At 53.7% G+C, this 21508-nt stretch carries 25 protein-coding genes and 1 tRNA gene; 5 read left to right on the top strand and 21 right to left on the bottom strand.

Going from position 1 to position 21508, the window contains the following annotated elements; genetic code table 11:
* Positions 1-61 precede the first annotated feature (61 nt).
* Positions 62-955, bottom strand: coding sequence for a nitrogenase cofactor biosynthesis protein NifB (nifB, locus tag M0R30_RS06900; RefSeq protein ID WP_292545135.1), 894 nt, complete (start codon positions 953-955; stop codon positions 62-64).
* 106 nt (positions 956-1061) lie between these two features.
* On the opposite strand from nifB, the gene M0R30_RS06895 reads away from it, so the two are divergent.
* Entirely contained in the window at positions 1062-1700 is a 639-nt protein-coding gene (locus M0R30_RS06895) for an FKBP-type peptidyl-prolyl cis-trans isomerase (RefSeq protein ID WP_292545132.1), read from the top strand.
* 17 nt (positions 1701-1717) lie between these two features.
* On the opposite strand, the gene M0R30_RS06890 is transcribed toward M0R30_RS06895, so the two are convergent.
* From M0R30_RS06890 to M0R30_RS06860, 7 genes are all read right to left on the bottom strand, one after another.
* Positions 1718-1791: transfer RNA gene (locus tag M0R30_RS06890), tRNA-Val, on the bottom strand.
* Between the two features lie 167 nt (positions 1792-1958).
* Positions 1959-2474: an META domain-containing protein gene (locus tag M0R30_RS06885; protein WP_292545130.1), complete on the bottom strand. Its 516-nt coding sequence runs from the start codon at positions 2472-2474 to the stop codon at positions 1959-1961.
* Positions 2475-2630: 156 nt separating this feature from the next.
* A complete protein-coding gene (gene porB, locus M0R30_RS06880; RefSeq protein ID WP_292545127.1) occupies positions 2631-3533 on the bottom strand; it encodes a pyruvate synthase subunit PorB in 903 nt (300 codons plus the stop codon).
* A 2-nt stretch (positions 3534-3535) separates the two neighbouring features.
* A complete protein-coding gene (porA, locus tag M0R30_RS06875) occupies positions 3536-4699 on the bottom strand; it encodes a pyruvate synthase subunit PorA (RefSeq protein WP_292545124.1) in 1164 nt (387 codons plus the stop codon).
* The gene (gene porD, locus M0R30_RS06870; RefSeq protein WP_292545121.1) at positions 4700-4960 is read right to left on the bottom strand and encodes a pyruvate synthase subunit PorD; all 261 of its coding nucleotides are present in this window, start codon (positions 4958-4960) and stop codon (positions 4700-4702) included.
* Positions 4960-5502, bottom strand: a complete 543-nt coding sequence (locus M0R30_RS06865; RefSeq protein ID WP_292545118.1) for a pyruvate ferredoxin oxidoreductase subunit gamma — start codon at positions 5500-5502, stop codon at positions 4960-4962. Before M0R30_RS06865 ends, porD begins: the two co-directional genes overlap by 1 nt.
* A 41-nt stretch (positions 5503-5543) precedes the next feature.
* Positions 5544-6416, bottom strand: coding sequence for a methanogenesis marker 12 protein (locus tag M0R30_RS06860; RefSeq protein ID WP_292545115.1), 873 nt, complete (start codon positions 6414-6416; stop codon positions 5544-5546).
* 39 nt (positions 6417-6455) lie between these two features.
* On the opposite strand from M0R30_RS06860, the gene M0R30_RS06855 reads away from it, so the two are divergent.
* The 4 genes from M0R30_RS06855 (at position 6456) to mch (ending at position 10898) form a co-directional block, all read left to right on the top strand.
* Positions 6456-7391: an NAD-dependent epimerase/dehydratase family protein gene (locus M0R30_RS06855; protein ID WP_292545113.1), complete on the top strand. Its 936-nt coding sequence runs from the start codon at positions 6456-6458 to the stop codon at positions 7389-7391.
* A complete protein-coding gene (locus tag M0R30_RS06850) occupies positions 7392-8543 on the top strand; it encodes a cofactor-independent phosphoglycerate mutase (protein WP_292545112.1) in 1152 nt (383 codons plus the stop codon). It abuts the gene before it with no gap.
* A 203-nt stretch (positions 8544-8746) separates the two neighbouring features.
* Positions 8747-9871, top strand: coding sequence for an ORC1-type DNA replication protein (locus tag M0R30_RS06845; protein WP_292545109.1), 1125 nt, complete (start codon positions 8747-8749; stop codon positions 9869-9871).
* Positions 9872-9953: 82 nt separating this feature from the next.
* Positions 9954-10898 carry a methenyltetrahydromethanopterin cyclohydrolase gene (gene mch / locus M0R30_RS06840; RefSeq protein WP_292545106.1) on the top strand — a complete coding sequence of 315 codons (945 nt, stop codon included), beginning with the start codon at positions 9954-9956 and terminating at the stop codon, positions 10896-10898.
* A gap of 187 nt (positions 10899-11085) precedes the next feature.
* Here mch and M0R30_RS06835 read toward each other — a convergent pair whose 3' ends face one another.
* The 13 genes from M0R30_RS06835 to M0R30_RS06775 form a co-directional block, all read right to left on the bottom strand.
* A complete protein-coding gene (locus tag M0R30_RS06835; RefSeq protein WP_292545103.1) occupies positions 11086-11586 on the bottom strand; it encodes a DUF350 domain-containing protein in 501 nt (166 codons plus the stop codon).
* A gap of 130 nt (positions 11587-11716) precedes the next feature.
* Entirely contained in the window at positions 11717-12355 is a 639-nt protein-coding gene (locus M0R30_RS06830; RefSeq protein WP_292545101.1) for a DUF5803 family protein, read from the bottom strand.
* A complete protein-coding gene (gene thrC, locus M0R30_RS06825; RefSeq protein WP_292545097.1) occupies positions 12292-13497 on the bottom strand; it encodes a threonine synthase in 1206 nt (401 codons plus the stop codon). Before thrC ends, M0R30_RS06830 begins: the two co-directional genes overlap by 64 nt.
* A gap of 69 nt (positions 13498-13566) precedes the next feature.
* Positions 13567-14379 carry a nitrilase-related carbon-nitrogen hydrolase gene (locus M0R30_RS06820; protein ID WP_292545094.1) on the bottom strand — a complete coding sequence of 271 codons (813 nt, stop codon included), beginning with the start codon at positions 14377-14379 and terminating at the stop codon, positions 13567-13569.
* Positions 14380-14391: 12 nt separating this feature from the next.
* Positions 14392-14589: a hypothetical protein gene (locus tag M0R30_RS06815; protein ID WP_292545090.1), complete on the bottom strand. Its 198-nt coding sequence runs from the start codon at positions 14587-14589 to the stop codon at positions 14392-14394.
* A 443-nt stretch (positions 14590-15032) separates the two neighbouring features.
* Positions 15033-15485 (bottom strand): nucleoside-diphosphate kinase, encoded by a 453-nt coding sequence (gene ndk, locus M0R30_RS06810; RefSeq protein WP_292545087.1) that lies wholly within the window; start codon positions 15483-15485, stop codon positions 15033-15035.
* A 7-nt stretch (positions 15486-15492) separates the two neighbouring features.
* Positions 15493-15687: a 50S ribosomal protein L24e gene (locus M0R30_RS06805; RefSeq protein WP_292545084.1), complete on the bottom strand. Its 195-nt coding sequence runs from the start codon at positions 15685-15687 to the stop codon at positions 15493-15495.
* A 3-nt stretch (positions 15688-15690) separates the two neighbouring features.
* The gene (locus M0R30_RS06800) at positions 15691-15900 is read right to left on the bottom strand and encodes a 30S ribosomal protein S28e (protein WP_292545080.1); all 210 of its coding nucleotides are present in this window, start codon (positions 15898-15900) and stop codon (positions 15691-15693) included.
* 10 nt (positions 15901-15910) lie between these two features.
* Positions 15911-16279 (bottom strand): 50S ribosomal protein L7Ae, encoded by a 369-nt coding sequence (gene rpl7ae, locus M0R30_RS06795; RefSeq protein WP_292545078.1) that lies wholly within the window; start codon positions 16277-16279, stop codon positions 15911-15913.
* Between the two features lie 155 nt (positions 16280-16434).
* Positions 16435-18468: a DUF2298 domain-containing protein gene (locus M0R30_RS06790; protein WP_292545075.1), complete on the bottom strand. Its 2034-nt coding sequence runs from the start codon at positions 18466-18468 to the stop codon at positions 16435-16437.
* Entirely contained in the window at positions 18437-19411 is a 975-nt protein-coding gene (locus tag M0R30_RS06785) for a lysylphosphatidylglycerol synthase transmembrane domain-containing protein (protein WP_292545072.1), read from the bottom strand. Before M0R30_RS06785 ends, M0R30_RS06790 begins: the two co-directional genes overlap by 32 nt.
* Positions 19395-20111: a dolichyl-phosphate beta-glucosyltransferase gene (locus tag M0R30_RS06780; RefSeq protein WP_292545069.1), complete on the bottom strand. Its 717-nt coding sequence runs from the start codon at positions 20109-20111 to the stop codon at positions 19395-19397. The genes M0R30_RS06785 and M0R30_RS06780 overlap by 17 nt, the downstream gene beginning before the upstream one ends.
* On the bottom strand, positions 20098-21336 hold the full coding sequence (locus M0R30_RS06775; protein ID WP_292545067.1) for an NAD(P)/FAD-dependent oxidoreductase: 1239 nt from the start codon (positions 21334-21336) through the stop codon (positions 20098-20100). Before M0R30_RS06775 ends, M0R30_RS06780 begins: the two co-directional genes overlap by 14 nt.
* Between the last annotated feature and the right edge of the window lie 172 nt (positions 21337-21508).

Below are 21508 nucleotides of genomic sequence, written 5' to 3'. Positions count from 1 at the left end.
ATCCAAGACGTGATGCCTTTCTGTAATGAATGTTTGAAAAATAAAAAAAGGGATCAGAAGATCACTTGTTATCGTACATGCACGACTGAACATCGTGGCCGAGTTTGCCGATTGCATCGGCACGGCAACGCTGGCAGTGGCGCATCTGTTTGACATATTTCCCGCACTCGTCCTGCATCTTCCGCTTCATTTCAGGAGTTGGCGGGGTGATATTTGCGAACTTGTACTGGGCAATGAGCGGGATCAGGTTGAAAGTATAGACGCCCATCTCCCCGACTTTCTTTGCGATTGCCGGGATGTGGTCCTCGTTGATACCGGGGATATAGACTGTATTGATCTTGACGATCATGTTGCGCCTGACGGCCTCTTCGATGCCTTTCATCTGCTGGGAGAGGAGGAGTTTTGCCGCCTCAATCCCTTCGTAGCGCTTGCCCTTATAGTCGACGAACTGATAGATCTTTGCACCGATCTCCGGGTCAATGGCGTTGAGGGTTACGGTGATGTTGCCGACATCGTATTTCTGCAGGAGGTCGATCTTATCGGGCAGCAGGAGGCCGTTGGTGCTGATGCACTTGATGACGTTCGGGTATTGTTCGTGGAGCCGTTTGAGCGTTTCGAAGGTCTCTTCGTTTGCGAGCGGGTCCCCGGGCCCTGCAATCCCGACAACCTTGATGTAGTTGTACTTATCCACCACTTTCTTGACCATGTCCATTGATTCGTCCGGATTGAGGATCTTTGTCGTGACCCCGGGCCTGCTCTCGTTGACGCAGTCAAAGTCCCGGATACAGTAGTTACACTGGATGTTGCACTTCGGCGCAACCGGGATGTGGCATCTCCCGAAACTGTGGCATGCCTTCTCTGAAAAGCAGGGATGCTCCTGGATCTTACGCATCTGCGCAGGGTCCCACTGGACTTTCTTCCCCTGAACGTCGGCGACTCTCACTTCATCAGGCATATTGAACACCACTACATTCGTTCTTGTGGTATAAATACCGTGCAATTGTGATAGTGCAGAACCTGGACTCTCTGAAAGATTTTATGAGACTATAACCGTCCTGTAGATGCAGCAGGAATTGGCCGGACAAAGACAATTGTATAATGGTTGTGCGATCAAGGTACCTGAGAAGAGCATGAAGAAATCTGAGAAAGTGAAGGGAAAAGAGGCGTTTGCTGCACGTAATAAGAAGATGAAGCAGTACGCAATCGGTATTATCGTTGTGATGGTCGTTGCAGCGGCTGTCGCATTTTATTTTTTCAATCCATATTTTGTAAAAAGCGGGGATACTGTTGCGATTTATTTTACCGGAACGCTCGATAACGGTACTGTTGTGGAATCCAATCTGAACTCGACACCCTTCGTGTTTACCATTGGCAAGAACGAGATCATGCCGTACGGCCTTCCCGATACGGTGATCGGAATGCAGCCGAATGAGACTAAAACGGTAATATTGTCACCTGAGAAGGCCTTTGGTCTCTATCAGTCATCCCTTGTCCAGATTGTTAACCGGACTTCCCTGCCATCGAATACAACGTTTGTTGTGGGCCAGGACTACCAGATCGTGCGCAAGACCGATAATGCAGTTGCGCATGTGAAGATCATCAATGTCACACCCTCCACAGTTGCATGGGACGGGAATCATGACCTTGCCGGAGAGAACCTGACCCTCAGGGTCACACTCGTGCGGATCGTAAGAGAATAATTTTTATAATAAAAAAATGGGCCCGGCCGGATTCGAACCGGCGACCTCCGCCGTGTAAGGGCGACGTCATAACCGACTAGACCACGAGCCCGGTAACTTACTAATGTCGCCCTTGGGATTAATAACATTGCTGATTTTCGGCCTCGTGCTGTCCGGAGACAGGACGGGTATGTGGTGGATTGCCGGAAGTATGAAAAAAAGGAAAGTGCGGGGTGCTCCTGCAATATCCCGCGGGAGCATCATTGACCGTAATGATCCTTATGAGGGATCAAACTGCAGGATCTTCCTCCCGGTCCTGTCGTACATCATGAGCTGGCCGTCAATGATCTTAAAGTCCTCCGACAGGCTGAGGTCGGTGTAATAATAGGATTCCTGGCTCATGACTCCTAGCGGGCTCTGGCAGGTTTGTGTGCCGATCTCCGGCCTCCGGATCCAGATCGTCGGTTCAGTACCGATACGGTATTGTGCGGAATACTCGTTACACCCACCGAAACCGGTAATATATCCATCGGCACCGAAAGTAGCTGTAACCGTGCTGCCCTCCGCAACTTTTGACCAGATGCCTTTAGTGTCATCGAACCATCCGAGTTTCCAGATCGTGCCGCTGATTGAAGGGGCGGGGGTACTGGTGATGAGCAGGGTTGCTGTTGCAGGTTGTTGTGATGATTGTGTCGCAGCGGGAGCCCCTGAAGCCTGCGATGAAGAACTGGTACACCCGCTTAAGAGGACTGCAAGGATAACCAGTCCCGTACAAAGAGAAATACTATATTTCATAAGTATTCTGAAATGTGTCTCTGCAGATTAATATAACGATTTTCATTCCGCTCACCGGATAGTCTCACTGAGTCCCCGTTATGAGTACGATTAAGGATTATGTTCGCAGGACTCCGTAAGTGGGTTTTTTGGACGGGGAAAAAGGGAAGAAAAAAGTTACTCTTTCTTGAGCTTGATGTCGAGACCGTATTTTTCCGCGTTCCGGTCTGCGATTGCCTGGATGGCAGCGATTTCTGCATCCTGCTGTTTTGGTTTGAAGAGGTGGCGGAAGCGTTTCTGCGTCTTGAGGTACTCGGTTACCGGTTTCCTGACAACTTTCTTGACCTTGGTTACCTTTCCGTCAACCATCTCGAAGTTCGGCCAGAGGCCGGTCTCGATGGCAAGCTTTGCGATGGCAATGGTCTGTTCACCCTCAAATCCCCATCCCGTGCAGCAGGGTGTATGCACCTGCACATAGCACGGTCCGGGTGTGTTGATTGCCTTCTCGACTTTCTGCATGAAGTCCATCGGATAGGCAATGGATGCAGTTGCCACATAGGGTGCACCATGTGCTGCCAGGATTGCGGGCATGTCCTTCTTGGGACGCTGGTTGCCAAACGACTGCGAACCCGCGGGGCTCGTGGTCGTGCTGGCATCGTACGGCGTGGCACCGGACCGCTGGATGCCGGTGTTCATGTAGGCCTCGTTATCATAGCAGATATACGTGAAGTCGTGGCCGCGCTCGAACGCGCCGCTGATGCAGATCATCCCGATATCGAACGTTGCGCCGTCCCCGGCCATGATCACGATCTTTTCTTTGCGCCCCTGCTTTTTTAGCGCAGCCTCGATACCCGATGCAACGGCAGAGGCATTCTCGAAGAGCGAGTGGATCCACGGGACCTTCCATGCAGTCTCGGGATAGGGCGTCGAAAACACTTCCATGCATCCTGTTGCAGAGACGACGATAGTATTCGGACCGGCAGCTTTTGTTACAAGGCGTGCAGCGAGCGATGCGCCGCACCCCCCGCAGGCGCGGTGGCCGGAATCGAAGAGCTCACACGTCTGACATTTCTCCGCCATGATCACAGCACCTCCTTACGGAGTCCGAAGAACTGGTCGCCCTGGCCCTTATCAGCAAGTGCCACGATCTCCTTGATATCCTTCTTTCTCACGTCCCTTCCACCAAGGCCGAGGATATAGTTCCAGACGGGAACCGTGGAGCCATAGAGGGCATCCTTCACTTCAAGGGCCGTTGCCCCTTTTGCACCGAGCGAGATGTTCTTGTCGAGCACGGCGATGCGTTTTGCCTGTGTCGCTCCCTTGATGAACTTCGCAACATCTTCCGAGGGGAACGGGCGGAAAACACGGATCCTCAGGAGCCCGACTTTCTTTCCTTCAGTCCGCATCTCATCGATTGCATCCTTGACGGTGCCGCAGATCGAACCCATCGCAACGATGACGGTCTCGGCATCATCGAGTTTATACCCCTCCACCATTGCACTGTAGTCCCTGCCGAAGAGCGCTGCGAACTCCTTTCCTGCCTTCGCAATGACTTCCCGTGCATCCTTGAGGGCCTTGTCGTGCTCGTACCGGAACTCAAGATAGTATTCGGGTGTTGCATACATGCCGAAACTGACGGGATCGGATGCATCCAGTCGTTCAGGGGGATTGAACGGTGGCAGGTACTTATCCACGTCCTCCTGCGTCAGCATGTCGACCGGCTCGTAGGTATGGGAGAGGATGAACCCGTCGAAACAGACAAACGAGGGAAGGAGGACCTTTTGGTCCTCGGAGACGCGGTAGGCGATGTAGTGGAGGTCTGTTGCTTCCTGGTTGTCCTCTGCATAGAACTGGAGCCAGCCCGCGTCGCGGAGCGAGATGGAGTCCTGCATATCGTTCCAGATCGAAAGCGGGGCACCAAGGGCACGGTTCGCGATGGACATGACGATCGGCAGGCGCATACCGGCCGCGTTGAAACAGACCTCGAACATAAGAGCGAGCCCCTGCGAGGTAGTGGCGGAGTAGGTACGCGAACCTGCGGCACTGGCACCAACGCAGGCCGAGAGTGCTGAGAATTCGTTTTCCACGTTGATGTATTCGGCGTCGAGCTTGCCGTTGGCAACAAAATCTGCCAGCGCCTCGACGATATGGGTCTGGGGTGTGATCGGGTACGCGGAAACGACCTGCGGGCGGCAGAGCCGGACTGCCTCTGCGACCGCGTGTGACCCCTCGGTTATCTCCAACATCTACTTCTCCTCCTGTTTCATGGTGATCGCCTCTTTCGGGCACTCCTCGGCGCAGATCCCGCATCCCTTGCAGTAGTCATAATCGGGGATGAAGGTGCCTTCTGTATCTTCGTGAATGCAGCCTTCGGGACAGAGGGTCTGGCACATCCCGCATTTTGAACATTTCTCATGGTCGAAGATGGGTTTGAAGACCCTCCACGAACCGGTCTTGTTGTCCCGGGCTTTTCCCGGGCGGGCGCGGCAGCCAACAGCAAGCGCCATTATGCTGCCCCCTTGACAACGTCGAATGCGGTCTTTGCCGCGGCAATATTCCTGGTTGCCAGTTCACCCTTGAACCGGTGTTTCAGCGCATTCTCCAGTGCGGCAAACTGGATCTCCCCCGTTGCTGCCGCAAACGCACCCATCAGGGTCGTGTTGGTGATCGGCAGACCGAGTGCCTTGAGGGCAATGGATGTTGCATCGATCGTGATCAGCTTCACGCCTTCTGGTATTTTAAAATCCGGCTTCTTCTCAGTGTTGACGATCACGATTCCACCCGGCTTGACACCCAGGAAGACGTTTACGTCCTTGATCAACGTGCTGTCCTGGACAATGATGTAATCCGGTTCGTACACCTGGCTGCGTTTCCGGATCTTTATATTATCGAACCGGACAAAGGCCTGGACCGGGGCACCGCGTCGTTCGACACCGAATGCCGGGAAAGCCTGGGCGAAGACGCCGCCTTCAAATGCGGCGACGGCAATGAGTTCGGCAGCAGTGACCGACCCCTGGCCACCCCTCCCGTGGATGCGTAATTCTCTCAAGAAAAATCACTAATAATCTTACATGATAAATCAATATAAATCTAGAGATCTGTATCGAGCCCGAGAATCTCGTGCCTGCCGGAAAAGACGGCTTTCGCAATTCGTGCACAACCGCGGGAAGCGCACCATTCATCGTATACGGCCACCGTTGTGCCCAGAAGCGATTCGACTTCCTGCGCAATAACCGGTGCAAGGCTGCCGGCTAATGCCACAGGAGCGCGGGGGTTTAGGACCCGCATTGCTGCACATTCCATAGCGGCAAACAGGGCGACCGTGCGCAGGCGTTCGGGTTCTGGGAGGGAGAAGTTCACGCCCGCGTGCTGGAATGCATCGTTTGCCGTGCAGTCCCCGTTGTCGATCCTGCGGATCGCGTCCACATCGAGAGCGCCGTGGAGCGTACCCGGGGCAAAGATGCAGGCATCAAAAGCGCCAACCAGTTTACCCCCCGAAACGAGGAGTGTCACGGTATTGGAACTGATGTCCGAGACGATCACATCGTCCCCGAGATCATGGCAGGCCTCATACGCAATACCGATCTTCTCAGGGCTGGTCTGGTGGGAGTAGGCCTTGAAGCGGGGATCGGTCGGGGATCCCCGGTGGAGGCCCGGGATCGCAATCGCGGGGATGCCGCTAGCCGCCACTTCGTCAAAGACCCGCGTGCCGCCGCCGATATGCTTGCCCGCCCCTTCGCGGCTGACAAGACCCCGGTTCTGCACCTTTCCGATCCGGGTGATCTTCGAGAAGTTGTCGCCCATCGAGTAGCAGACCGCGATGCCTTCGATCTCGTCCAGCGGGCAGATTTTGGCGAGGTTTGCGATGTGGAAGTCCTTGGCAGCTTCCCGCGACACCTTGAACTCGCGGGCTTCCCCGGCAAACCGCATGGCGGTGGTGCCGTGATCGATCCCTATGAACATAGCAGTAATCCTATAGCATTAATGACATAATAGGTAGTGATGTTTGATGTGGTGACAGGCGGAGCCGGGTTCATCGGCTCGCATCTGGTGGATACCCTTGTTGCACGTGGAGACCGTGTTGTTGTCATCGACTCCCTTGCGGCAGGACACGAAGAGACGATAGTCGGGCATCTCAAATCGGGCCGGGCTCGGCTGGTCAAAGCGGATCTCCTTTCTGACGGGTGGCAGGATGCACTCAAAGGGGCGGACCGGGTATACCACCTTGCTGCCGATCCGGATGTGCGCCAGAGCGCCATGACCCCGGATCCGACCTTCCGGAACAATATCGTTGCCACGTACCGGGTGCTTGAGGCAATGCGGGTGCATGCCGTGCCGGAACTGGTCTTCACCTCCACGTCAACGGTGTACGGGAATGCAACGGTCATCCCGACCCCCGAATACTATGCGCCGTTCGAGCCGGTCTCGGTCTATGGCGCGAGTAAGCTTGCCTGCGAGGCGCTCATCTCGGCCTACTGCCACTCGTTTGGGATGCGGTCATGGCAGTTCCGGTTTGCCAATATCATCGGCTCACGCAGCGGCCACGGCGTTATCACGGATTTTGTCCGGAAACTCAAAGAGAATCCAAAGGAACTGGAGATCCTCGGGAACGGGAAACAGACCAAGTCCTATCTTGAAGTGCGGGAATGTATCCGGGCCGTGGAGTTTGCCATAGCGCATGCGAAGCAGCCGGTGAACACCTTCAATATCGGCTCCGAGGACTGGATCGACGTGGTGGCCATTGCGGACATCGTGACGGACGCCATGGGCTTAAAGAACGTGCACTACCGGTTCACCGGTGGGGAACTGGGCTGGGTCGGCGATGTGCCGAAGATGCAGCTCTCGGTTGAACGGCTCAAGGCGCTGGGCTGGCAACCGGAACTGGGCTCCCGTGAGAGTGTGCGGATCGCGGCACAGGCTGCTGTCCAGGGGCAGTAAATGAAGTACATCGTTGTTCTTGGGGATGGTATGGCGGATGAGCCGATTGCGGCTCTTGGCAATAAGACCCCGCTCGAATATGCAAAGACCCCGAACATGGACCGGATGGCACGCGAGGGTGCCTGCGGGATGCTCCGGACCATCCCTGACGGGTACGAGGCCGGCAGCGATATCGCGAACATGGCGGTTCTCGGGTATGCCCCGGAACAGTACTATACCGGTCGCGGTCCGCTTGAGGCATTGAGCATGGGAGTCGATCTTGCCCCGGCAGATGTTGCGTACCGCTGCAATCTCGTGACCATTGAGAATGATACGATGGCGGATTTCTCAAGCGGTCACATATCGAGTGCGGAGGGAAAGGAGCTCTTTGCTTCGCTCCAGCCTGCCATCCCCGACGTAACGGTACAGGCCGGTGTCAGTTACCGGAACCTGCTGGTTGTCCACGGGGGAAAGGGCGCCACCTCCACGCCCCCTCACGATATCGTGGGGCAGGGCATTGCCCCCTACCTCCCGAAGGGTGGCGATGCGGAACTGCTCCTGCGGTGCATGGAGAAGAGCAAAAGCGTGTTTGGTAACCACCCGTTGAACTCAGCCCGGGTGGCTGACGGCAAACGCCCGGCAACGCAGATCTGGCCGTGGAGCGGGGGGAAGAAGCCGGCGTTTCCCTTGTTTCTGAAGAAGTACGGGAAGACGGGCGGGGTCATCTCTGCGGTGGATCTCCTCAACGGGATTGCCCGCTGTGCCGGGATGGAGGTCATCACGGTACCGGGTGCCACCGGGTATCTCGATACGGATTACCATGCCAAGGCCCGGTATGCGCTGGATGCCATTAAACGACTGGATTTTGTTTATATCCATATCGAGGCCCCCGATGAAGCGGGGCACCTCGGCAGTATCGAGGAGAAGGTGAAGGCGATCGAGAAGGTTGATGAAGTCGTGGGGATGCTCATGGACGGGTTTGACGGGGTTATCGCGGTACTGCCCGACCATCCGACACCGATCCGCGCCAAGACCCATACCCGTGACCTGGTACCGTTTGTGGTCCGGGGCAAGGGAACAGATGGGATTACAAAATATTCGGAGAAGAGCGCACGGTCGGGAGGTTTCGGGACGAAAAGCGCGGTTGAGTTCCTTGACTTCCTCTTTTCATGAGTAGTGCGGCATCAGATCCCATGCGTCATCATTGATCAGTGGGGGTAACTTTCATCACCTGCCGCACGACACTCGTTTTTTGTTTCGTGTGCGGGGCGATATAAGTTTGTCCATTCAACAAAACACTTTTTATAAAGAATTGCGGTCTTTCCGGTAACTGATAATCAATGCAGTTAATACCGATCGCGTAGAGGTGTATTGAGATGAAAAAGAACCTGCTGATGTGGGATGAGACGCTGTTCCGGGACCCTGAGGTACTGGAGATCGATTACGTCCCCGAGCAGTTCGAATTCCGGGACGACCAGATGCGCGAGCTGGCATTCCAGATCAAGCCCGGGCTCCGAGGGGGCAGGCCGATGAACAGCGTCTGCAAGGGCCTCCCCGGCACGGGAAAGACAACAAGTATCCGGAAGCTCTTCCATGAAATCGAGGAGACTACAAAGAAACTCGTGCCGGTCTACATCAACTGCCAGATCGACAATACCAAGTTCGCCATCATCTCCCAGATCTACAAGAAACTTGTTGGTCACCTCCCTCCCTCTTCGGGTACATCGTTCAAGCAGGTTTTCGACGCCGTTGCACGGCACCTGACAAAAGAAGAGATCGTCCTGCTGGTCGCGCTCGATGATGCAAATTACCTCCTCTACGAGAACGAGATCAACAAGGTCCTCTACACGCTGCTCCGCTCTCACGAGACCTACGAAGGCACCCGGATTGGCGTGATCGTTATCATCAGCGACATGGATGTGGACCTCACCCGGGCTGTGGATGCCCGGGTTGCATCGGTCTTCCGGCCCACCGAGATCTATTTCCCCCCGTATGGGGATCCGGAAGTGCGGGAGATCATGAAAGCCCGTGTGATGCAGGGCCTGTTCTCCGGTGTTTTATCTGAAGAGCTTTTGAGCCTTGTCGTCGAACAAACCCTGAAGAGCGGGGATCTGCGGGTCGGTATCGACCTCCTCAAGCGTGCAACGCTCTCCGCGGAACGGGCAGCCCGGCGCAGCATTGAGCGGGATGACATCTGCGGTGCCTACGAGATCTCCCGGTATCTCCACTTGGCCTATACTGTAAAGACCCTTCACGGTGAAGAGCGGCAGATCCTCAAATCGATCGCGGAACGGAGCCAGAAAGAACACGAGATGAATGCCGGGGATGTATACAAGTCGTTCAAGGAATCAGTGGCAATCGGATACACACGGTTCTACGAGATCGTCAAGAAACTGGATGCAATGCGGCTCATCAACCTGCAGTACCGCGAGGGTAAGGGCAGGACACGGATTATCACCCTCCGTTATGACCCGGTCAAAGTCCTGGAATACCTTTCCTGACGACGATCTTTCGGCGCAATACTCGATTTGAAAAATATTATCTATTCCCAGACCCTCTGTAATAATACAGGGGTTTTCTCTAATGCTGAGTGTTAACGAACTGGCACTGGAAATTTTTGACAATCTGGCAGATCTGGCCGAAGAATTCAACTGCGCATACCATGAACTGGACAATGGCGCACGTATTGTCGATTGTGGTGTGAGCGTCCGCGGCGGTTATGCTGCCGGCAGGGCCTTCACCGAGATCTGCATGGGCGGTCTGGGGGAAGTCAACTTCCGCATGGGCGAGATCAAGGGCATCCCGATGCCTTTCATCGATGTGAACACCGATTTCCCATCCATCTCCTGTCTTGGCGCACAGAAGGCGGGCTGGACCGTGAAGGTCGGTAATTACTTCGCGATGGGCAGCGGCCCGGCACGGGCACTCTCCCTCAAGCCGAAGCACACGTTCGAAGTCATCGAATACGAGGATGACTACGACTGTGCAGTCATCTGTCTTGAGAGCGACCACCTCCCGAACGCGGATGTCATGAACAAGATCGCCGAGGAGTGCCATATCGATGTGGCAAATGTCTGTGCAGTCGTTGCACCGACATCATCTATGGTTGGCTCGATCCAAGTATCGGGACGCTGTGTCGAGACAGCGATTTACAAGCTCAACGAGCTCGGGTTCGATACCAAGAAGGTCATCGCTGCAATGGGAACTGCACCAGTCCCGCCGGTCCGCGGTGCCAAACTTGCCATGGGTGTGACGAACGACGCCACCATCTACCACGGCAGGATCTCCCTGACCATGAAGGCACCCGAGATCAAGGACTACCTTGACAAGATCCCCAGCAACAAGTCCAAGGGGTATGGGAAACCGTTCAATGATATCTTCAAGGAAGCCGGCTATGATTTCTACAAGATCGACACGGCACTCTTCTCACCTGCGGAAGTCATCATCAACGAGCTCACCGAGGGTGCCGTTTACCATGTTGGTGCAGTTAATCCCGACGTGGTCATGAAATCATTTGGATACCAGTAAATTCTTTTTATCCCATTTCATCATTTTTCTCGATATCTCTTCTCTCACCATACCGTTTCCCCATAATTTCCACGGATCGATTAAATAACCGGGGATATGGAGATAGAACGTACGCCGACTCATAGAGTCCCCGTGCTACCGGGGGATATCAAAACCGGTACGATCACCGTCACGAAAAAAGAAATGATCAGACAAGGGCTGCAGTGATACCGATCACGCCGGACTGGATGATCCAGGCTACGGCAACGATCACGCCGGCCATCTCAAGCGCAACGGCAACGTTACCTTTTTTGAGTTCCTCGAATTCCTCAACACCCTTGGTCAGCTTGTCAAGGATGTTCAGTGCAAGGTAGATCGCGCCGACGGCAAGAACAATCCCGGCGAGAAGCTGGAAGAATGCGAGACCGATTGTGATCAGTCCATCGACCGAAAAGAGCCCGGCCGCGAGTGCCTTGCTGATCCCTGCTGAAAGGCCGCTGACACCGGATTCAACGACAAGAGCGATGGCAACAAAGACCGCTGCAACAATAATACCAACAGCCACATTCCCCTTTGCAAGTTCCTTCTCCGCATCAATGTCCCTGGTGATCTTACTGAGTACCGCAAAACCGATATACAGGGCTACGACAGCAAAAATAATTGCGACGATCAACTGGACAATTCCTACTGCAGCGTTTTCAAGAAGCATGGATAATCCTCTTTTTTCTACTTTGTTGGATATAGCGCCGTATATACATTTCTTTCCCGTAACTTTGTCGTAAAATGAAGAAGCCAGAAATAAAGCCGTCGATCGTCAGCACAAAAAAGGTACTGAAAGATCAGTCGGTCTTCTTCATTGACAGGATGTAGGGAATTACAACAAGGACCAGTACCAGGATACCCATGAATTGCAGGAAAAACCAGAGGATCTCTTCGCGCCCCGGGTCATAGAACCGGACATTAAATGATGCAGTCTTGTTCCACTGGATTGTTGTCGAGTTATCGGCATGCCGTGTGATGTTAGCGCCCTGACTGATTCCCGCAAGGAGCGGGTTGCGCACATCGAACTCATGGGGAATGGTTACGTTCACGTAATAGGCACGGGTAAATACGTCCTGAAGGTTGTTATCGCGGAGCGGTGCGGTATATGAGACCGTATAATTCCCCTTCGCGAATTCAATCCTCGAAGGAGCGCCCCACGGGCGGCTCCAGTTAAACTGGCATTGGGAACAGTTACCGGTCAGTTGAACATCTGCAACCTCCACCGGAACATTCTCCCCCATGAACCCGATATCGGCAAACTCGTAACGCGAAACATCTGTCACCTCGATTGCTGCACGGTACGCTGTACCGTTCGGCAGAACTACGTAGTGTGCCGACAGCGCGGTTGCTACGGGGATGGCTGCAAGGATGATTATAAGTGCAGCGCAGAGAGCAGTGAAGGCAGGTCCGCGTTGATCTCTATCGGGGGTTCGCATTGTTTGATCACCGTTTCAGGGTCTTTCAGGAGATGGCCGGTGACAACGCAGACAATCCGCTCGTCCCGGTCGATCATATCATTTTCAGCCAGTTTTCGGATACCTGCAACAGAAGCTGCCGATGCCGGTTCAACACCGATGCCTTCCTTTCGTGCAAGGTCGCGCTGCATCCGGAGGATCTCATCATCTGTCACGGATTCGGCAAGACCGCCGGTCTTCCGGATTGCGATCAGGGCCTTTTCGGCATTGACCGGTGCACCGATCCGTATTGCTGTTGCAATAGTCTCGGGCTGCTGTTCCGGCACTACTTCAGGAAGGTGCTCGCGGATCGCACGAACCACGGGACTCGATCCCTGGGCCTGGATCCCGGTCATCATCGGGAGCCGGTCGATGAACCCCATATCCTGTAGTTCCAGCAATCCCTTGTAGACCGCAGAGATATTGCCGGCGTTACCTACGGGTAACACGAACCTGTCTGGCACATATCCCAACTGGTCGACTGCTTCAAATCCGATTGTCTTCTGTCCCTCAAGCCGGTAGGGGTTGATCGAATTGAGCAAGTACAACCCATGAGAGAGACAGAGATCGTGGACCATCTCGAGCGCACGGTCGAAGTTGCCCCGTATGGAGATTACCTTTGCACCGTGCATCAGTGCCTGGGCTATCTTGCCGACGGCCACCTTGCCGGCAGGGAGAAGGACAACCGCGGGGATACCGGCCTTTGCAGCATAGACTGCAAGGCTGGCAGATGTATTCCCGGTGCTTGCGCATGCAACGCTCTTCTTTCCGAGCTGGAGCGCCATCGAAACGCCGACGGTCATACCCCGGTCCTTGAACGAGCCGGAGGGGTTCATCCCCTCGTGTTTTGCGTAGAGGTGGGGAATGCCCATCTCCTCGCCGAGTTTTTTCAGGTGATACAGAGGAGTACCTCCTTCCTGCAGGGTGACGGGATCTCCATGCACCGGCAGCAGTTCCTTGTACCTCCAGACTGATATGGGCCGCTTGTCCCATGTTGCCCGGGTGACGTTAATCTCATCGAGCGGGTATTTGACGGCAAGAAGGTGGCCGCATTTTTTACAATTATACAGGATCTCGTCAGCGGGATAGGTGGCTCCACAGTTGACGCATGCGAGATGGTACATGGATTTGTATTGGTTTTCTGATCACATATAGGCGTGCGGTTTTAAGGAAGACGGAAACACTAACCGGTATCAGTATTTTCTACCGGATAATGCATGGTAGAGGTCTTCACGTTTATCTTTGGTAACCGGAAAGGTTGAACGTACTTTTCTGACAACATCCAGGTCAAGATCACAAAAGAGTAGTTGCTCCGCCTCGTTTGCCCTGTTGAGGATCGCGCCGGAGGGATCGACTGTCATCGAGCCCCCGGTGTACGTTTCGACCGGCGTCACGCCCGTGGTATTGGTGCCAACAACATACATCTGGTTCTCGCAGGCCCGTGCCGTAATGAAGAGCTCCCAGTGCTTCATGCGACTCCCTGGCCAGGCTGCGGGAACAAAAACCGCCTGCACCCCCTTTTCCGCGTAGAGACGGAAGAGTTCCGGGAATCGCAGGTCGTAACAGATGGCTATGCCACAGGTGAACGGGCCCAGCGTGAACATCCCGAGTTCTGAACCGGAAGAAAATCCCTCGTGTTCACCGCCGGGACTGAAGAGATGCACTTTGGCATATTTCGCAAGGACCCTGCCATCCCCCCCGATGACAATCGCGGTATTTTTTGGCAGGGGATCGTTTTGCTCCCGGAATGACCCCAGAATACTGATATTGTTCTCTTTTGCCAGTTCCCGGAGAACCGATACAACCGTCCCCTTACAATCCTCAGCAGGGCTACCTGAATGGGGGTCCCAGCCGGTAGCGAACTGTTCAGGAAACGAGACCAGCGCAGCTCCGGATGCGGCTGCGTGGCTCACAAAAATGCCGGCCTTTTTCAGGGTCCTGTCAGGATCATCCCAGACACTGGCGATCTGGGCACTGCATATCCGGACAGTATGCGTTTCTTCCATACGGTTCCCCGATCAGATGGGAGGTGGGCTTCGGGGTGTTTTGTAGACGATGAGTACAGCACTCATCACGATAAGCACGGCCGTGGTCAGGAGGAGGAATGGGGCTAAAGTGACCGTAATTCCCATGAGCAGTGCTGCAATGATGGTGCCAGCGGCTGTAATACTGCTGCCGATCAGCACCAGACCAACCGATGTAAGATCCCAGTCCATTCTGTTTATCCTCCGTGTATCGGGAAACGCCAGGTTCGAATTGTCGATACAGAACCGCATAACAACTGCAATGAGCAGCAGGTGCATATGCGGTTAATCATCCGGCATTCTGTCTGGCCGACCCGTTTCATGATATATTCTGAATTCTGTATGATATAATATGTGATAGTCCGGTGCAGAATGCTAATAGCGATTAGTGGTTTAAAATTCGAAGTTCGAAGAAGTCCGTCAGGACTTCGAGAAAGAGAAGGGAGGCATCAGCCGACCTTCGAAGAATCCTGATGGATTCTTCTCATCCTCGCGGTCAGATGACCACTCGGATTTCGAAGAACTCTGGCGGGTTCTTCTCTTCCTCATGGTCCCTGAGATTTGAAATCTCGGGGAGGTGAAGGAACGCGAAAGCGTCCCCTCACTTTTCTGATGAACGATTCGGATAAAAAAAATCAGTATTCGTATAACACGGATTCGTCAATCCGCGTGTAATCGAATACTTCGTTGTTTTTAAAGTGGATGCCGATCTCCCGGGCTGCACTCTCTGGCGAATCGGAGGCATGGATCACATTCCTGCCAATGTCGATGCCAAAGTCGCCGCGAATTGTTCCGGGCGCTGCTTCCTGGGGGTTTGTGGAGCCAACCACCGTGCGTACGATCGCTGCCACGTTCCTGCCTTCCCAGACCATGAGGAAGCACGGGCCACTCATGATGTATTGTTTCATCGCCGGGAAGAAGGGTTTTGAAAGGTGTTCCTTATAGTGCTCTGTCACCCGCTGCTCCGGTAATTTCTCAAACCGTGCTGCAACGAGCTTGAGCCCTTTTGCTTCAAGGCGGGAGACAACCACACCAACAAGACCGCGCTGGACCCCATCGGGTTTGACCATCACAAAGGTGCGGTCCATGGCAGGATCACTCCTTCTTGCCCGCCGCTTTCCTGCCGGCGTTTGTCCACTCGACACGGCGTGGTACACGGCCGAGCTTGTGGTTGTTCTCGCACTTTGCACTGCAGAAGAAGAAGATTGTCCCGTCCTTCTTTACGAACATCTTGCCGGTGCCGGGCTCGAGCTGGTGTCCGCAGAAACTGCAGACATGCTGTTCTACCATCGCTTACCGCCTCGACATTTTCTTCGCTTCGCGCTCGGTCTCGAGAAGCATAATGATATCCCCTTCACGGATCGGTCCCACGGTGTTGCGGGTGATGATCCGTCCCTTGTTGCTGCCGTCGAGGATGCGGCACTTCACCTGCATTGCCTCACCGTGCATGCCGGTTGAACCGACGACCTCGATCACTTCGGCTGGCGTTGCATCGTCTGCCATGCTGGACTCCTCACGCCTTCAGCGCGGTAAGCTGCTTGGCAAGGTCATCGATCGTTTCTTTTGCCTTACCGGGCTTGACAATTGCTGCCGCGGCAGAGCCTACGTCGAGGCCGCTTGCGGCGCCGATGTCATTCTGCTTGTTGATGAAGATGTAAGGGACTTTCTTCTCTTCACAAAGAGGGGCAAGGTGCATTACGATCTCTTCGGGCTCAACATCCGCACCAATCAGCACAAGCGCTGCAATGCTGCGCTCAATGGCTTTGGTTGCTTCGTTGGATCCCTTCTTGATCTTACCCGTATCTCTTGCAACTTCAAGGGCTTCGAGCGCCTTGTTCTGGAGCTCCTCTGGAGCCTCTGTCTTAACGTAACCTTTTGCCATAACTCACCTCATTCAGGAGAATATGCTCCTTCATTACTCATCAGTAAATAATGATGTAGCCATATCAGTTCGACAGGAACGGAAATAAAGGTTTGTGCCACGACGTTATCGTATCATGGTGGCCCTCGGGACGCATAGAAGAAGCGGAGTGCAGATCAGCCCGTGAGACGGTAAATATCCGTCTTATCTGCTGAATATACTTTCGTGAGGCCGGTACCCGGGAGGTCAACTATGTACCGCTCGCGCTCTGCATCGCCGACATACAACAGAGTGGCATTGTATTTTTTCATGAGCGGGACGGTCAGGTCCGGTGTTTCATAGATGTCCCGGATGTCTGCTTTTCTTGCAGTAAACCACCCGGTTTCATCGCCCCTCCACATGAATTCGTGGAATGGCTGGCCGATGATTGCCGGAATGCCGGTGAATGACGAGACCCGGGAATAGTAGGAGTAATCCCCATTCTCTGCTTCAACAAGGATCTCGTTGCCGGAGAGTGTCCGAAGGTACGCAACCGCCCCTGCATCACCGGGATGGGTGGCGTTGAGATAGGCAAGTCCGTCCAGTGTCCCCGTACCGTATCCTGAGTTATACTGGACTGAAAATGGAGCAGCGAAAAGCAGGCATACAACTATCACTGAGATAACCGCCGTATTATGGGCAGACAGGACCGGCACCCGGTTCCCTGAAGAAAGCCACTGCCCGATCATTACGAATGCAGCCGTACCGAGCATCAGCCATGCGGGGAGGTAGCACTTGAAGACCGTGTTCATCCGGAAGTAAGTCTCCCCCATATTGTCTTTCATATAGAAGAGTTCGCAAATGACAAGGATTGCAAGGCCGAAAACAGCAAGGATGTCTGTAAAGTCCCGGTCTTCTTTTAATGCAAAATATACCAGCGGGATGACGGCTATTGCTGCCGCGATGTACCCTGCAACGGCAAACGGCAGAGCTGCAAGGAGGAGCCAGGGCTTCTTTCGGATCCACGGGACCAGCAAGGCAAAAAAGATGGCAATAAAGATCCCGTTGACCATGAGGAACTCAAGGGGATTGGATGGTGTCTGAACAAGAGCAACCGCACCGGTGTTTGTCTGGAGTTGGAGGTAAAACGGCAGGTAACAGAGGATGGACACCGGAGGGACCGCGAGCAGGAACGCCCATGTGGATCGATCAATATCCGTGCGGTTTCTCCAGAGAATGAGAAAACCGATGACGAGAACAATCGGAGCAAAGATGAGCACATCCCATGTGTTGAAGAGTGGCATCGAACCGAGACTGATGGCGATGAAGGCCATCACTATCACCTTTGCATAACGTTCAAGAGTCTCCCATCTCCGGTACACAAAAAGGAGGAGGAAGATCAGGAAGAGCTGGTTAAAGATCGATACAACATGGGCATGGACATCCCCCCATACAAATGAGAAGAGCGGGTATTCGTTGATGGTGTTTGTTATGGTCCTTGTACCAAGCCATGACAGGGACGGATCATAGGCCGGGTTCACTGCAGTACCGGTAATAAACTGGGAGATGAGTGCGGGATTGGGTAATACGAGGACGATAAGGGGGAGCCAGCGGAAACGATCGAGCAGGAGCGTCCCGATCGCGTACAGGCTTACTGCTGATAGGGCAAAGATGGTCGGAAGGGAGAGATTGAATGCGATCGTGGATGGCACGCCGCTGATAATGGCAAGGCACCCCAGCATCCAGTACCCGAGATAGTAATAGATATTCAGGAACCCCCCGGCAAACCATGGATCAAGCGGGGGAACGACCGGGTTCAGGATCACGGATGCAAGGAACCCGTGGTCCATGAACTTTTCTGCATATGAGATTGTCGGGTTGACAAACCGTACATCCAGCATGATGAAGAAGGCGATAAGGAAGAGTGCCTCCCAGTGCCACTGTGCTTTCAGGTCATCGATCCGGTAAGCCTGGTGATAGAGATGCCAGGTTGCAAGACCAAGAAACGGGATGAGTGCTGTCTGAATTGGGAGCCGTGCAAGACCACAGTACCATGACAGGAGGGTAAATATGAGCAGTGATGCGGGGAATGCGACGGGAAAAGCAAATGTTCCGAAGGTCTTTTTCAGGGACGGATACACAGAAAGTTGGAGCAGGGTAAGAATAACAAGCCAGCTGAGTACGGCAATAACCTGCTGTTCAGGTGCCGTCAGGTTTCTTCCCTCCCTCAAACTTTGTATTAAACGCGTCTTTGATGCTCGGGATTACCCAGTCTCCGAAGTAGTAGATAGAGACGACCCCCCCGGCAAGCGTAACGAGATTCTTAATCAGGTGATCGATGATTGCAATCAGTAGTGCAACTGCCGGATCGATACCCGCAAGCCCGAATGTCACGGTCAGAGCCGCTTCATAGGTGCCCATTCCCCCGGGTGTTAACGGGACCGCTTTCACAAGGTTGCCTATTACAACAGCAAGTACGACTATGGCAAAAGGAACCTGTTGTTCAAACATCAGCACAACGGCAAGGCAGACAAGGATGTCAAGCAGCCAGATCACAACGGATGATGCACCAAGAACAATTATGGAGCGAAGGGTGAGGGAAGCACGCCGGATCTCATGCAGCATATTGAGGATGATAACAATGTACTTGTTCTCCGATGAGGGCTTTTCGACAAAGAGCAGGAAAATAAAGAAAAGCATGCCCGCAACAAGCGGGACAATGATCAAAGTAGTGAACCATGCCGGCACATTGAGCACAAAGAAGATCGCGATTGCACCGAGAAGAGCGACTGTGACGATATCGAAGACTCGTTCAACTACGATTGAGGAAACGCCCTCTGAATATGTAGTGTTATACTCATGTTTCAGGATGAAGACACGGACAAAATCTCCCAGTCGGGCAGGGACAACGACGTTGACGCTCTGGCTGACAAAGATGCATGCCGTTGAAACCGTTACACTGACATTATAGTTCAGACTTTTAAGGATCGCGTGATATCTCCAACCCCGAAGCCACCACGCGGCAAGGCAGATTACAATTCCGAGAAGAAGATATTCCGGTATGATGTGCTGGAGTGCAAGGAGGAGCTGGCCCCAGACGCTGTAGAGCATATACCCGATGATGCCGATGGCGATCAGCGTCGGGACAACGATTGCACTAATTTTTCGATACATGGATCTGCCACCACAACCGGAGTATTGCTTCGCCCATAGTAAAGACGTCCTTTACTCTGACCGTTGTCCCTTTTCCCGCACGCCAGCGGACGGCGAATTCCCTGACCCGGCAGCCGTCCTTCTGGGCACGGACAAGCATCTCGGTATCCCAGAACCAGTGTTTGTCCCGTATGAGGGGCAGGATGGGCAGGATGCGTTCCCTGCGAAATGCCTTGAATCCACACTGGTGATCGAAGACCCTGCTGGAAAGGAGCGATCGTACGAGAAGATTGTATGTCCGGCTCGCAATTTCACGGCCACCGGTTCGGACGATGTTGCTGTCGGGAAGGAGCCGTGAGCCGGTGGAGATGTCATACCCCTCTCGGATCGCTCCGATCAGTTCCGGGAGGTGCTGCATATCCGTTGCAAGATCAACATCAAAGTAACAGACAATCGATCCCTGTGCTTCGCGTATCGCCCGGTTCAGAGCCCGTCCCCTCCCCTGTCGTGCATCGCTGTGAAGAAGACGTATGCGAGGGTCCCTCTTTTGATAGTCATCGACAAATTCAGCGCTCCCATCGGTACTCCCGTCTTCTGCAACAAGGATCTCGAATGCGGGAGTGATCCGGGACAGCGTCTTTACTGAAACAGGGAGCGTAGTCTCCAGGGAAGGACGATCGTTGAATACCGGAATGATCGCGGTGACTTCAGGGCCTGTCATGTGTCTCCTGCTTCCTGATGCAGTCTGCCACTTCATATCCTGCCTTTACCGAGCCCTCCATGCTGCGCTCGGGATAATTTGTCCGCGAGAACATTCCTGCCATGTAGAGGCCGGCTTGTTCGTAACCGGGAATGAGATTACGGTATCCCGTCGTATATACCGGCCCCGCCCAGGGGTCCACTGCCATCCGGTGCCAGTGGATCTCGCGTTCGGAAACAGAGAACCTCCTGCAGAAGTCTGTGATCATTCGTTCGTCAAGTTGTGCAGGAAGTGTACCGCTGAAATAGGATGCAAGGTAGACGATATGCTCACCGTATCTTTCCACAGGGATGAAGTTCGTGTGGGAGACGACTGCACCGTAAGGTGCAGAGTCCTTCATGTTCAGCCAGTAAATCCCGTCCGTCACCTGACTGTCCATTGCAAGGGTCAGGCAGGCTGCCCCCTGGTAGGGGATATGCGGGAGAGCAGGACCCCCGATCCGTTCCAGTTCGTGGGGCGGGATTGTTGAGATCACGGCATCGAACCGTTTCCCGTTGAGTGTCCATGCCTTTCCTTCCCTTGAAAGGGACGATGACGTGCTCTGTTTCTCAATCTTTCCGCCTTTTTCTGTCACGGATGACTCAAGCGCCCCGATGATCTGGTGAAATCCGCCTTTCAGGTATCCCAGTCGCTCTCCGGATACGCCCCGGTTTGACCGGATGGCGATACGGCTGATCAGCCATGCCGCAGAGACTTCATTTCTCCGGTCACCGAATTTGCTTTTCAGGAGTGGTTCAAAGAACGATGAATAGATATTTGTCCCGAGGTTTTCGATGATGTACTGGTCCGCGGGGATATCATCGAGTTTTGTGAGATCGGTCTTCTTTGCACTCAGGGTAAGCCATGCCAGTTTTGCTTTATCGATGAGAGTGAGTTCCGGGTAGGCAAGGATCTCTAACGGTTTGTTTAATGGAAAGATGCGGTTCCTGGCAAAATATCCCGTTGTCCCATTCATCCATTCCAGTTTTTTAAAAAGACCGGTCTCTTTCAGAAGCGAAAACAGGGTCGTGTCAGAAGAGAAACAATGGTGGTAATATCGCTCAATCCAGTAATCGTTCATATTGTAGGATGAGAGACAACCCCCGAGATAGGGCAGTTTTTCGAAGAGTTCGACCTCATGCTCCCCTGCAAGTGCATGGGCTGCGACAAGACCGGTCAAACCTCCCCCGATAATTCCTATCTTCATGGCTGGTAATCTATAGTACTTTTGGGGGCGAAATGAAAAAGGCTCCGGAAAAATCGCCGGAATTTTATGTATTACCTCGATAATTTTATAAGAAGGTTTTTGAACTGCTGAAATAAAGGTTCATATCAGCAAAAGGACTTAAAAGAATTAAGAGAAAATAAGTATCTGTTAG

This window comes from Methanoregula sp., from assembly GCF_023227875.1.
In the GTDB taxonomy this organism is placed as follows: Archaea; Halobacteriota; Methanomicrobia; order Methanomicrobiales; family Methanospirillaceae; genus Methanoregula.
The sequence above is the reverse complement of the archived record's forward strand: the minus strand, read 5'-3'. Positions and strand labels throughout refer to the sequence as shown.